10 protein-coding genes and 1 tRNA gene are annotated in these 12,915 nt (G+C 61.5%); 9 read left to right on the forward strand and 2 right to left on the reverse strand.

Features of this window, described 5'->3' with window-relative positions; genetic code table 11:
- Position 1: 1 nt before the first annotated feature.
- Positions 2-181, reverse strand: a complete 180-nt coding sequence (locus ACNJYD_RS33050; RefSeq protein WP_212259224.1) for a hypothetical protein — start codon at positions 179-181, stop codon at positions 2-4.
- Between the two features lie 84 nt (positions 182-265).
- Between ACNJYD_RS33050 and ACNJYD_RS33055 the strand changes: the two genes are divergently transcribed.
- The gene (locus ACNJYD_RS33055) at positions 266-1,159 is read left to right on the forward strand and encodes a substrate-binding domain-containing protein (RefSeq protein ID WP_439364498.1); all 894 of its coding nucleotides are present in this window, start codon (positions 266-268) and stop codon (positions 1,157-1,159) included.
- A gap of 103 nt (positions 1,160-1,262) precedes the next feature.
- A complete protein-coding gene (locus ACNJYD_RS33060; protein WP_212259226.1) occupies positions 1,263-2,477 on the forward strand; it encodes an ABC transporter substrate-binding protein in 1,215 nt (404 codons plus the stop codon).
- A gap of 195 nt (positions 2,478-2,672) precedes the next feature.
- On the opposite strand, the gene ACNJYD_RS33065 is transcribed toward ACNJYD_RS33060, so the two are convergent.
- Positions 2,673-3,635, reverse strand: coding sequence for a TAXI family TRAP transporter solute-binding subunit (locus tag ACNJYD_RS33065; RefSeq protein WP_439364499.1), 963 nt, complete (start codon positions 3,633-3,635; stop codon positions 2,673-2,675).
- Between the two features lie 107 nt (positions 3,636-3,742).
- On the opposite strand from ACNJYD_RS33065, the gene ACNJYD_RS33070 reads away from it, so the two are divergent.
- From ACNJYD_RS33070 to ACNJYD_RS33100, 7 genes are all read left to right on the forward strand, one after another.
- Positions 3,743-4,717 carry a Bug family tripartite tricarboxylate transporter substrate binding protein gene (locus ACNJYD_RS33070; RefSeq protein WP_439364500.1) on the forward strand — a complete coding sequence of 325 codons (975 nt, stop codon included), beginning with the start codon at positions 3,743-3,745 and terminating at the stop codon, positions 4,715-4,717.
- Positions 4,718-5,054: 337 nt separating this feature from the next.
- Positions 5,055-5,130 (forward strand) — tRNA-Ile (locus tag ACNJYD_RS33075).
- A 567-nt stretch (positions 5,131-5,697) separates the two neighbouring features.
- Positions 5,698-5,931 (forward strand): helix-turn-helix domain-containing protein, encoded by a 234-nt coding sequence (locus ACNJYD_RS33080; protein WP_439364501.1) that lies wholly within the window; start codon positions 5,698-5,700, stop codon positions 5,929-5,931.
- A gap of 413 nt (positions 5,932-6,344) precedes the next feature.
- Entirely contained in the window at positions 6,345-8,030 is a 1,686-nt protein-coding gene (locus ACNJYD_RS33085) for a hypothetical protein (RefSeq protein ID WP_439364502.1), read from the forward strand.
- Positions 8,031-9,026: 996 nt separating this feature from the next.
- Positions 9,027-10,331, forward strand: coding sequence for a hypothetical protein (locus tag ACNJYD_RS33090; RefSeq protein ID WP_439364503.1), 1,305 nt, complete (start codon positions 9,027-9,029; stop codon positions 10,329-10,331).
- A gap of 251 nt (positions 10,332-10,582) precedes the next feature.
- Complete coding sequence (locus tag ACNJYD_RS33095; RefSeq protein ID WP_035705682.1) at positions 10,583-11,041, forward strand: hypothetical protein; 459 nt, start codon at positions 10,583-10,585, stop codon at positions 11,039-11,041.
- Between the two features lie 136 nt (positions 11,042-11,177).
- Positions 11,178-12,914 carry a type I secretion system permease/ATPase gene (locus ACNJYD_RS33100; protein ID WP_439364504.1) on the forward strand — a complete coding sequence of 579 codons (1,737 nt, stop codon included), beginning with the start codon at positions 11,178-11,180 and terminating at the stop codon, positions 12,912-12,914.
- The last annotated feature ends 1 nt before the right edge of the window (position 12,915 follow it).

Genomic DNA, 12,915 nt, shown 5'->3' on the forward strand with positions numbered 1-12,915 from the left:
GTTATGACGCGATCATGATGATGATCGATTGCGCCGCACTCGTGACGCGTTTTTGCGCTGCCAGTCGGGAAATTTCGGCAATTTCATCGAGACGTAGCGCGCGAACGATCGCTTGGGATCGTTCACCAAAGCGAAAATCGCGCGTGCGGATGTGTTGCAAAGCAGCGAGATGATCGGGCATGGTTCCCGCGACAAAAATCTGAAATGCAGAATTCCACCTGCGTCGGACGTCAAAAAGAAGCAAGAATTTGCATAGGAATGCAGGATGGAATTCCTGACCACCAGCGAAGCCGCCGACTACCTTCGGCTCGGCGAACGCAAGCTCTACGAACTCGTCACCACCGGTGCGATCCCCTGCAGCAAGGTGACGGGGAAATGGCTCTTCCCACGGCACGAGCTCGATCTCTGGGTCCTGTCGGGCCTCGCACGTCCGGCCGGCATGTTGATCGCCGAGCCGCCGCCGGTCGTCGGCGGCAGCCAGGACGAGCTCTTGGATTGGAGCCTGCGCGAATCCGGCTCCGGGCTCGGATCGATGAGCGAGGGCAGCGCGCGCGGGCTCGAGCGCTTGCAGCGCAACGAGGTGATGGCCGCGGCGGTGCACTTCCACGCCCTGGATGCCTCCGACAGTCTCGCCGGCGATGCCAGTATGGAAGCGCTGCGGACCACGCCGGACCTGCATGATGCGGTGCTGGTCGCGTTCGTCCGCCGCGAAGAAGGCCTCGTGCTGCCACACGGCAATCCGCAGCACCTGCACAGCCTGACCGACGTGCTCGCAGCCGGCGCCCGGATGGCGACGCGGCAACAGGGCACGGGCGCGCAGATGCTGCTCGACGTGCTGCTGAAGCGCGCAGGCGCCTCGATGCGGGACCTGCGCCGCATCGAGACACCGGCTTTGACCGGCCCGGATCTTGCCGAGCTGGTTCGCGCCGGCCAGGCCGATTGCGGCATCGCGACGCGCGCCGCGGCGCGCTCGGCCGGCCTCGATTTCGTGCCGCTGGTCTGGGAGAATTTCGACCTTGCGATGCGGCAGCGCAGCTATTTCCGCCCTGCCATGCAGGCCCTGCTCCGCTTCATGAACGAGCGGCGGCTGCGCCAGCGCGCGGAAGAGCTGACCGGTTACGATCCCTCGCCCGCAGGACTGATCCGCTTCGCAGCCTGACATTGACGCCTGCCCCCTAATAGTTGCAAAAGAAACCAATTCAGCCGGGCCATACCCGGAACAAGCAACACCGGCCAACGCGCCGGATCAGGGGAGGAGAAACGTGTATCCAACGAGATTTGGACTGCCGGTCGCGGCCGCACTTGCGGCAGCGCTGCTGCCGGGCGCGGCCAGGGCGCAGGTTTCCGACGACGTCGTCAAGATCGGCGTTCTCACCGACATGAACGGCCCGGCCTCGGCGCCGACCGGCCAGGGCTCGGTCACTGCGGCGCAGATGGCGATCGACGATTTCGGCGGCAAGGTGCTCGGCAAGCCGATCAGCATCGTGATCGGCGACCACCAGCTCAAGGCCGACATCGGCGGCACGATCGCGCGGCGCTGGTACGACGTCGACCAGGTCGATCTGATCGTCGACGTGCCGGTCTCCGCGGTTGGCCTCGCGGTGCAGAACGTCGCCAACGAGAAGAAGCGGCTGTTCATCACCCACTCCACCGGGACCGCGGATTTCCACGGCAAGTTCTGCTCGCCTTACGCCATCCAATGGGTGTTCGACACCCGCGCGCTCGCGGTCGGCACTGCGGACGCCGTGGTCAAGCGCGGCGGCGACAGCTGGTTCTTCATCACCGACGACTACGCCTTCGGCCATTCGCTGGAGCGCGACGCTTCCGCCGTCGTCACCGCCAATGGCGGCAAGGTGCTGGGCTCGGTGCGGCCGCCATTGGCAACGCCCGATCTCTCCTCCTTCGTGCTGCAGGCGCAGGCCTCCAAGGCCAAGATCATCGGCATTGCCGCCGGTCCCCCCAACAACATGAACGAGATCAAGACCGGCGCGGAGTTCGGCGTGTTCAAGGGCGGCCAGCAGATGGCGGCGCTGCTGGCGCTGATCACCGACATCCACGGCCTCGGCCTGCAGGCGGCGCAAGGCCTGCTGCTGACCACCTCGTTCTACTGGGACATGGATGACAAGACGCGCGAATGGTCGAAGCGCTATTTCTCCAAGATGAACAGGATGCCGACGATGTGGCAGGCCGGCGTCTATTCCAGCGTGATGCACTATCTCAACGCCATCAAGGAGACCGGCACCGACGATCCGCTGAAAGTGGCCGCCAAGATGCGCGAGAAGCCGATCGAGGATTTCTTTGCCCGCAACGGCAAGCTTCGCGAGGACAATCTGATGGTGCACGATCTCTGGCTGGTGCAGGTGAAGACGCCGGAGGAGAGCAAATATCCGTGGGACTATTACAAGATCCTCACCACCATCTCCGGCGACAAGGCGTTTGGGCCGCCCGACCCGGCGTGTGCGATGGTGAAGAAATAGGTTTGGCTAATATGAAGCCGCGATGACGGTGCACCCTCTCCCCTTGTGGGAGAGGGTGGATTCGCGAAGCGAAGCCGGGTGAGGGGTATCTATCCTCACGAACAACTTCACGAGGGGAGAGAACCCCTCATCCGGCGCTTCGCGCCACCTTCTCCCACAAGGGGAGAAGGGAGAAAGCGCGTTGTCGAAAGTTCGCTACTTCACCACCCCGATCTCGCGAAAATACTTCATCACGCCCGGATGGATCAGCTCCGCCTTTGGCGCGGCCGCGACCGTGTTTGCAGCCGTGGTCTCGCAGGCCTGGGCGAGCTTCTTGCAGAACGTCGCCTCATTGCCGTGCAGCGTCTTGGCGAGGCGATAGGCGACCTCGTCGGGCAGATCCTCGCGCGTGAGAATGAAGCTCCAGGAGCCGAGCGAGGCGATCGGCTCGTTCTGCTTCGGATAGGAGCCCGCCGGCACGGTCAGCGGCTTGAGGAACGCATGCTTGGCGCGGATGCGCGCGATCTCGTCCGCTACTGGCGCGATGAAGCGCGCGCCCGATGCGCTCGCGGCGACCGCGGCAAAGCCGGGCCAGCCGATGCCGGCGCCCCAGAGCGCAGCGACGCGGCCGTCCTCGACCATCGCGGGGCCATCGCCGGCGCGGTCGAGATAGACAGCCTTGAAGTCCTCGTCCTGCTTCAGGCCGAGACCATCGAGCACATAGCGCGCCAGGATCGGCAGGCCGGAGCCCTTGGCACCGAACGCGACGGGCTGACCGACGAGATCGCGAATCGTCGTGTAGGGGCTGTCGGCGCGCACCACGAACATGCCGGGGTTGGAATAGATCGCGGTGAGGATCTTCAGGCGCACAGGCGCACGGCCGATGCCGGCGAAGGCTTCATAGGCCGGCTCGCCCGCGACCAGCGCGAGATCGAGCTCGCCCTTCTCCAGAAGCGGTATGTTCTCGTTGCTGCCCTTGGTGTTGCGCGGCGCGATGGTGAGATGCGGATCGGCCGCGTTCATCACCTCCGCGAAGGCGTTGCCATAGAGCGGGAAGCCGCCGCCGGGCGTCGCCGTACCCAAGCTGATCGTCGTGGTCGGAATGGCCGTGCCTCCGGTCTGGGCGGCGGCTGGGCTGGCGAGCAGCGCCGCACCTAGAATGATCATCGCGAATCTCATGGTCGCTCCTGGCGGACCTGCGTCAACACCGACTTGCGGCGATGTAGGCAGCGACCTGATTCTGTGAAAGCATGCCGCGCAAAGACAATAGAACAATGGGAGATGTCATGTTGCGAATTTTGCGGTGCGGTGTTTTCGGGCTCGCAGTCCTCTTGGGTCTTTTCAGCGCCACCCCTCCCGCAGCCGCCGGCTATCCCGACCGTCCCGTGCACTGGCTGATCGGCTTTGCCGCCGGCGGCCCGGTCGACATCGTGGCGCGGATCATGGCGCAATGGCTGTCGGACCGGCTCGGCCAGCAAGTCATCGTCGAGAACCGCACCGGCTCGGGCGGCAACATCGCCGCCGCGGCCGCGATCAATTCGCCGCCGGACGGCTACACGCTGCTGTTCGTCGCGCCCAACAACGCGATCTCGACCTCGCTCTACAAAAAGCTGCCGTTCGACTTTTTGCGCGACACCGTGCCGGTGGCCAGCATCATGCAGCTCACCAACATGCTGGTCGTCTCCAACGCGTTTCCGCCGAAGACGGTCCAGGAGTTCATCGACTATTGCAAGGCCAATCCCGGGAAGATCTCCTATGCCTCCTCCGGCAACGGCACCTCGGTGCACATGTCGGCCGAGCTGTTCAAGGTGATGACGAAGTGCGACATGGTGCACGTGCCCTATCGCGGCTCGGCCATCGCCTTCCCCGACATCATCTCCAACAAGGTGCAGCTGATCTTCGACAATCTGCCCTCGGCGATGGAGCAGGTGAAGGGCGGCAACGTCCGGGCGCTCGGGGTGACCTCGCCGCAGCGCTGGCCGAGCGTGCCCGACGTGCCCGCGATCGCCGAGACCGTGCCCGGCTTCGAATCGGTCGGCTTCTACGGCATCTCCGCGCCGAAGGGCACGCCGGGCGAGGTGATCGAGATCCTCAACAAGGCCGTCGGCGAAGCGCTGAAGGACCCGAAGCTGGTCGCGCGCCTCACCGAAGTCGGCGGCCTGCCCAAGCCGATGACATCAGCCGAGTTCGGCAAGCTGGTCTCGGACGAGACCGAGAAGTGGCGCAAGGTGGTCGAGTTCGCCGGGGTCTCGGTGGACTAGGCGGCGGCCCCGCCGCCGAGCTCGCCCGCACCACGTTTAAGGGGGCCGAAAGGCCCTCTCAAACAAAATTGCGAAAACAACCCCATGCACAGTAGACCAGGCCAGTGATTTCAATGGGTTACAGCCCGCATCGAAAAAACTTCGAAACGGCGGTTTGCTTCGTCGGGCAAAACAGGGTTATACAGGCATCATCGCCAATTTCGGTTATTCGAAAATGGATCCGTGATGCCGTGCCAGCGTTCCCATCCACCAGAGTCAGCATTGCACCCCCGCCTCAGGCCCTGTAAACGAACCGCGCACCGTTGCCGGTCGCGCTACCTGCGGCCGCCTCGCGGCGGGGCCTGTAGCTCAATGGTTAGAGCCGGCCGCTCATAACGGTCTGGTTGCAGGTTCGAGTCCTGCCGGGCCCACCATTGAAATCAATGGCTTAGCGAGTTCCCAAAAATCCGGTGCAACGATTGGTGCAATGATTAGTTCGCAGATCGTTCGCCGTCTGGAGCGGATCACAGCGGGTTATTTCCTCGACTTTGCTGGTCTTGGGCGCCGACGTGTGGTCTTCGATATCTCGGTCCGACCTGTAAGGAGGGCCCGCAATTGAGCTTGCGCAATTTGGCCATCGCTCAGCTTCAAGCGGCTCCGTGTTTCTTCCCGATCTTCTGACTGCAAGTGCTTCGGAACGACGCGGCAGCGCTCTCTCATCCGAGCTATTGCAGCGAGCGTAGTGAATAGCTTGCCAGCGATAAGCTCGACCTCCAACCGCCCCTTGGCAATCTCTTTTCTAAGACCCGCGACGGTAATTCCACCGGCGGGAAAGGCGGCCTTCACCGCGACGTCCAACCTCAGCGGCGTGTCTTCTGAAAAGTCTCTCGCTGAGGGATCCAAACAAAATTCTCCAGCAGGTCTGTGATCGGATCGACTGGAAGGAGCACTGAATACTATAGTCTGTAGCACTTTAGTATTCAAGCCAAGACTATGGAGGCGTGAATAGTCCGAACATCGCCTTTGGCAAAACCATTGCTGATCTGAGACAGGCCGCTCAAATCTCACAGGAGGAGCTGGCCGAACGGGCCGCGATCCATCGGACGTATGTCAGTCAGATTGAGAGGGGCCTTAAGTCGCCGACCATTTTCATGCTTTTCAAGCTGGCTGCCGCTCTTAACACAACCCCCAGCAAAATTCTAAAACAGGTTGAGATTAGGGCTGACGCCGTGTGATACGCTGCGGGCCGTTATGAAAGCTCTGGGGCCATTTCATCAGAAGGTGGGATCTGGCACATGGTATCGCTGGGACGATGCCTTCAACATCTTCATAGAGATATCGTCCTTCAAGGACGTGTTGGATTCAGCCAAAATCCGCAACAAGGCATTCTTCGAGAAGATCGGGTTGATGTAAGACGTCTGGCGTCGTTGAGTGCAACGACATTACGTGGCGCCGTTTCCATTCCTCATAAAGATGTCGGCTTACCAATCTCGGCGATACGAGCAGTTTTTTGCCTTCGCTCAGAAGCCGATGTTGTGCTAACGCGCTCCCGGGCCCGCAGCGCGTCTGGTCGACATAATGTTGATAGGCTCCACAGCCAGCTTAATTGAGCCGGCCCGATGTCACTTGATCTATGACCTGCTTGCCCATGTCTGATAGCTATGACGAGTTGAGTGCATTCGAGAAGCAGGCCGACGAGCGGATGCGGTGTTTGTCGCTTTGGAAACTCCCCTACCGTTCAGTCTATTCGGCCGCGCTGCTCGGAGCGGATGCGGAATTCAGCGGCGGGCGGTTCCGCAATCACCGCAAGCCCTATCCGGACAAGGGCGGCACCATGCTAGCCCGCTATTCCTATTGGCATCCTTTTCTGCGGCAATGCACCCGGGATATCGGGGCAGACATCTCCAACGCCCTGAGCGTGGTGACGCTCGATACGCAGCGCGAAATCACGCAGGCACTACTCTATTCCCACTTCTGCGAACTGATGCCCTTCGTTCACAAGAAGGCCTTGACAGTCGATCGCACCCCCACCGGCTTTCACCTGCGCTACTCCAACGAGGCGGCGGCACGTTTCGAAGCGCTCGACGTCATCGTTAGCGAGTTGGCACTGACCGCCTTGGCCGATCATTTCAAATACGATCCGCCCCCGCTTCTGCGAATGGTTGAGACTTGGCCACACATCGATGCGGCTGACCTCCATGCAGTGCTTCGGCAGGCTTACGCCTTCCACCTAGAAAATGTTCGTGAGGACGCCTTCCTCGGCGCCCATGCCTATGAACGCGTGCTCGGCTTCCGGCATGACGAATTCGTCCGGTTGCGTGCGGCGATGATGGCCTTTGGCTCTTGGTGCCTCGGCATGGCAAATGCCGCCGAAGCGCATGCGATGGGCACCAAAGGCAAGGAGCAGGACCGCTACGGCAACGAGTGTTTAGAGTGGCTGGCGCCCCTGCTGCGCCGCGATTTCGTGCACGGAATGATTCAGCAGCTAGCCGAGCTGCCAGCCGATCGAGTGGCAGAGATTCTAAGATATTTCGAAGAGGACCCGTTCGCGGAGCATGGTATCTCAGGAGAAGGCTACCTTGCACCGCTCAAGGCCTATGATGATTGCGTTTTGATATCGCCACGCGCAATGCACCAGATGACCTCCGAGCGCAACATACTCTACGCACTCAACAAGCTCGACCGGCGTCGCTTTGACGATCTTGTCTCGGCAGAGCTTGAACCTTCGCTGCTTGTGCATGCAAAGCAGCTGATTGACCGAGTGCCGGGTATCCAGACTCGCACCAACGTTCACTGGCGCGATGGAGAGATCGACCTGCTGGCCTTCTCCCAGGCAACCAATTCCGCCCTCCAGATCCAGGCAAAGGCGGCAATCCCTGCTGATGGAGCCCGCATGACGCGCCAACTCGAAACCAACACGCGCACAGCCGTTCGGCAACTCGAAGGCTTCGAACGCCTGGGAACCAGCGAGAAAGACGCGGCCATACAGACGGCATTCGGAGTTCGAGCGCACGAGGTGAGATGGGCATCCGGCGTCCTTTCCCGTTCGTCTTTCGGTTCCGTTTCGGCGTGGGAGGCGATCGGTGGACGGGCTGCGATGAACCTGCCGCTGCTGAAGTTGGTGACCGAGCAGATTGCAGCCGCGCCAACTGCTGCTGCCGATCTTGCGACTGTCCCGGAACGCTCGGCCAGAATACTGGCCGAGATTGCAAATGACGGAATCCATGGCTGGGAGGATCAGCCTCTCGATGTTTTCGGCACCAGCATCACCGTTCCCCTTTTGCGACTGGATAATGGCGCGATCTCTCGATGGCGCGCGGCTGCCCTTGATTGACGGTGCGTTGCCCAGAAGCCAAAAAAGGCGGCCAACATACCTCTCCTCCACCTAAAGCAGCTTGGCCGCTCTCTGTCCTCAGAACAATCACAGCAAATGCTCGATTGATCGCTTCTGGCCCCGAGCCGCCATCCGCGCAAGCCAATTTGAGGTTGGCGTGAAGGACAAGACCGAACGCGATAATGCGCCGTCTCGATGTTGCCTCCTGGCCCATTTGCGACCTTGGGGAATCTCCGCCCTTCGGCCGCAGTTGGGGGTTGACCGGACATGAGTCGGCCTGCCGCTTAATGAGTACATACCCTAGATCTTCATTGCCTTGGTCAGCCACAGTTCGGCTTTCTCGATACGTCCGTCACGGACCTCATGACTGCCTAGGCGTGCACTAAGGACACAAGCGAGAAGAGGGATGAAGATTTGAAATGCAAATGCACGAATGCAAACGAACAGCGACGATTGGCTTTCTATTACGAAAATGCAAAAACTTAAGTAATTTTTTGTTGATCTTTTTAAACCCTATAAGAGCCGGCCGCTCATAACGGTCTGGTTGCAGGTTCGAGTCCTGCCGGGCCCACCAGTGAAATCAGGCGCAGCACTTACAAAACCCACGATTTTTTTGGGGCACAGTTTGGCCGCGACCCAGGTCGCAATACGGTTCAAATCCGGCAATGCGCCGGATTCATTTTGGCCGCAGGCGAGATGAGTGCGGGGACCGGGGGAATTGATGCAAGGCTGTAACCGCACCCGAACGGATGTAGCCGATGTTGCGGCTGCCAGACGAGCGCTATATCCGAACTGACGGCTGGGCATTCGACCTTCCCGGGACGACATTCTCTCCGGAGTGCAGAACCCGTCCGATCGCGCGGAGCGATCGCGATGAGGGAGGCTACGATGGATTTTACGCGGATGTCGGATGCAATCCGGCTGCATCACGCCTCTCATCACCACGATGGGTACGATGGCGCGGGCGAATTGGGCCCTGCACCCAGAGCTCCGTTCATGGCTGACGCGGTCGGCGGTGGCGCCTTGGTCCATCGTCCCGGCCCGTTTGCCGGTCCTGGAGCATACGCCGCGAGCGCGAATATCCAGCATAAAGACTCCGACCCGGTTCAATCCAAACATCCCCCATCGGGGGGCGAGATGGGCAGCCATGCCGGCAACCACGCTGCACCAGGCCTGGATGTTTCGTCCACGAAGCCTGCTGCCGGCGCATCCTTTGCCGAGAAGGGCATTGCTTCGGTCGAGAGTGGGGCGAACACGGCAGGGAACGGCGGGGATGGCCATTTTTACGGAGGTATCATTCACGCGTCCCTGTTGATCTACGAACCGATCAACATTTCGATCAGCGTGGGATACGGCTCGGTCGCCCTGGCCAACCAGTCCAACGATTTGCATGTCGATCAATCCGCTTTTCAAATGGCCGGCGTCGGCGGCCATGGCGGCAATGACAACATTGCAGCGGGTGGGAGCATCGGTACGTTTTCAGGCTCCGGCGTGATTGCGAGTGGCGACAACAGCGCCGGAAACGGCGGCAGCGGCCATTTCTCGGGCGCGATCGTGGACGCTCCCGTGGTGATCTATCATCCGATCAATATCGCGTTGGCGAGTTCGGGCGGCACTGCACATGCAAGTCAGTCGAACACGGTCGACATCGACCAATCGGCCACGCAGATCGCGGGCGTCGGCGGAAGTGGCGGACATGGCAATGTGGCCGCCGGCGGCAGCGTCATCACGCTCGACCCCAGCTGGGGATCGAGCGTCTTTGACGTTCAAACGGGCGGAAACCAGGCCGGCAATGGCGGTGACGGCATGTTCTACGGGGAACTCGTCCATACCTCGTTTGTCGTGTACAACCCGATCAACATCGCAATCGCGGGCTATGGCTCCAGTGCTTACGCGGTCCAGATAAATGATGTCTCCGTGGATCAATCCGCGGTTCAGATCGCTGGCATTGGCGGGCACGGCGGCAACGACAACGCCGCAGCGGGCGGCCATGCAAGCCCTCTCTCCCATAGTCTGTGGGGCGGGTCCGATACGATCGCGACCGGTTCGAACAGCGCAGGCAATGGCGGCAACGGTTATTTTGCGGGCAGTCTGATCGACGTCAGCGTCGCGATCTATGCACCCATCAACATAGCAATCGCAGGTCCACATTCGACGGCCGTGGCCGATCAGGTCAACAACGTGCACATCGACCAGAGTGCGACCCAGATCGCCGGCGTTGGCGGAGACGGCGGCTACGGCAACCTCGCGCCAGGTGGCGATGCCGCGCATCTCCTGTCGGATCTTCACCTGGTGGCGTAGCGAAACGTCGCATCGCTCACATGGCCGATCGCATCGCGGCACGCGGCCTCGCCACTCGCCGCATGCAAATCCCGCGCAGAGGCGCCCTCCCCTGACGAAATGTCGTACTTTCGTAGGTAGGCCCACCAAACCGGATGATGTTCGATTTGACATCTATCGCTCTCGCGCACGGGCGGATCAGACTTGCCGTGCGCGTCCGCCTGATCGGGATGGATGTTGCACGACAGCCAACAAAACGACGGAGGCCTCAAATGATGCCAAAGGCAATCAACATCTCGGATACGATCAAGGTCAAATCGATCGACACCGGTGGTCAAAGTGCCGGAAATGGCGGCGACGGTACTTTCAAGGGAGCCATCATCAGCAAGCCGACTGTCAACTACGATCCGACCAACAAGGCGGAAGGCGCCGACGTGCACGTGAGCACCGGCGATCACGTCAAGCAGACGGCGGATTGGGATGCCGGCGGCGCCAACGCCAAGGCCTCGGTGTTCTCCAAGGCTCATGGCGGAGACGCCGAGTCGAACGGCAGCCAGAAGTCCTACAGCGGCTACGATACTTCCAAGGTCTACGCCAATACGGATGCCACCCAGATCAACAAGCTCGCGGTGGACCAGCACCAGGAAGTTGTCGCCGGCATCGGCGGCGATGGCGGAGACGGCAACTTCGCATGGGGTGGCGGAGTGACCTTCCATCTCGACACGCTCTGACGAGCCGCTCGTCCGACTGGCGGGACCGGCTGCCGCGGCCGCCGGTCCCGGATTTCGCGCCAAAGATCTACCGATGCGGTTGCCGGATTGCGTTGACCTCAAGTGCGCCGGACCTCGATTTCAGGCGGTGACGATCATGCTGATGCCGCCCATTCGGTTGCCCATCCTGCCGCAGATCCGGACGCCACTGCACACAGCCCTCCGGTCCTGCGTGGGACCGCTAGGTCTCGTATTCGCATATAGCTGCAGTTACAATCTGCTACTGTTTGCGCCCTCCATCTATCTTCTTCAGATCTACGACCGGGTGTTGTCGAGCCGGAGCGGCGACACGTTGCTCCTGCTCACGCTCATCGTCGCGATCACAGTGGTCGTCGGCGGCGTGTTCGATGCATTGCGGCGCGCCGTCCTTGGACGCCTCGGCGCCTGGCTCGACGATCGCCTTCGTCCCTGCGTGCTTTCGGCCGGCCTCGAATCGGCGTTTCGCAGCGATTGGACGCAAGCGTCGGGCGCATATCGGGACCTCACCGTGCTGCGCCAGTTCGTCGAGTCCGGCTCATGTACGATGCTGTTCGACGCGCTCTGGGCGCCCTTGTTCCTCCTTGTCCTCGTTCTGATCCATCCCCTGCTTGGCGTGGTGGGCGCCTGCTGCGTCGCCTTCCTGTTCGCACTCACGGTCGCCGGAGAGCTGGTCACGGAAGACGTTTTGCTCAGGTCCAGCGCCGCGCTTTCCAGAAGCTACGGTCGCCTTCAGACTGCCGCGGGCAACATCCACATGATCCGCGCCATGGGAATGTTCGATAGCGCCGCGCGCATGATCCACCGTGACGCGCAGCACGCGCGTAGAGAGCACGATGTGGCGCTCCGGCGAGGCGAGATCGTTTCTCTGGTCACCAAGCCCGTTCGCGCGCTGTCGCAGGTCTTGATCATGGGGGCTGCCGCGTGGCTCGTCCTCGATCCCGGCAAAAGTCCGGCAATCATCTTTGCTTCTACGCTGATGTTCAGCCGGGCGCTCGCACCGGTCGAAAGTGCGGTCGCAGGCTGGAAATCACTCGTGACGGCCGTGAGCGCCTGTCAGCGGCTCGGCGCGCTTCTCGCCGCATTCCCCGTCACCCGGCAGGAGAGCGCGGGGGTTTTCCCGCCGCTGGCACGAACTGGCCTCGTCGTCGACAATGTGGGCGTGTGGCTTGCCGGGACCGATCATCTTCTGCTGAACGGCGTCTCCTTCAGCCTCATGCCCGGAGAATGCCTTGGCATTATCGGTCCGTCCGGGTCAGGCAAGTCCTTGCTCGGCCAAGTGATCGCGGGGCTGTCGATGCCGACGCATGGCCGTGTTCTCCTCGACAATACCGACGTCTCGCTGCTCCGCGAGACCCGAAACGGCGACGGCCTCGGATATCTCCCCCAGGACATCAATCTGATCGGCGACACCATCAACGACATCATCGCACGCCTTGAAGATGCGGACCGGCAAAAGGTCGTCGAAGCGGCCAAGCTCGCCGGAATCCATGGGGCGATCATGCGCCTGCCGCAGGGTTACGACACGGTGGTTCACAGTGAAACCATCTTCTCACGCGGGTATCGGCAGCGCCTCGGTCTTGCCCGCGCATTTTTCGGCAGTCCACGCCTCATCGTTCTCGACGAACCCAACGCCAGCCTCGACTACGGGGGCGAGCGAATGCTCCTGGATGCCATCGAGCGCATGAAGCTCGCGGGCGTCATCCTTGTCGTCGTCACTCACAGGATGGGTCTCCTCGCCGCCACGGACAAGATTGCCATCATGGAAGACGGTGCGGTCGCCGCGTTCGGCGACAGCGAGGACATCTTTGAACGGCACCTGAGCCGACCCCAGGTTACTTCACAGGTTGCGCCATGAT

The organism is Bradyrhizobium sp. SPXBL-02, from assembly GCF_051853065.1.
Classification (GTDB): Bacteria; Pseudomonadota; Alphaproteobacteria; order Rhizobiales; family Xanthobacteraceae; genus Bradyrhizobium.

Excerpts from the sequence above, each read along its gene's own strand:
- ACNJYD_RS33100 (WP_439364504.1), top strand. The coding sequence starts at position 11,178 with ATGCTGATGCCGCCCATTCGGTTGCCCATCCTGCCGCAGATCCGGACG.
- ACNJYD_RS33050 (WP_212259224.1), bottom strand. The coding sequence starts at position 181 with ATGCCCGATCATCTCGCTGCTTTGCAACACATCCGCACGCGCGATTTT.
- ACNJYD_RS33085 (WP_439364502.1), top strand. The coding sequence starts at position 6,345 with ATGTCTGATAGCTATGACGAGTTGAGTGCATTCGAGAAGCAGGCCGAC.
- ACNJYD_RS33065 (WP_439364499.1), bottom strand. The coding sequence starts at position 3,635 with ATGAGATTCGCGATGATCATTCTAGGTGCGGCGCTGCTCGCCAGCCCA.
- ACNJYD_RS33090 (WP_439364503.1), top strand. The coding sequence starts at position 9,027 with ATGGCTGACGCGGTCGGCGGTGGCGCCTTGGTCCATCGTCCCGGCCCG.
- ACNJYD_RS33070 (WP_439364500.1), top strand. The coding sequence starts at position 3,743 with ATGTTGCGAATTTTGCGGTGCGGTGTTTTCGGGCTCGCAGTCCTCTTG.
- ACNJYD_RS33055 (WP_439364498.1), top strand. The coding sequence starts at position 266 with ATGGAATTCCTGACCACCAGCGAAGCCGCCGACTACCTTCGGCTCGGC.
- ACNJYD_RS33095 (WP_035705682.1), top strand. The coding sequence starts at position 10,583 with ATGATGCCAAAGGCAATCAACATCTCGGATACGATCAAGGTCAAATCG.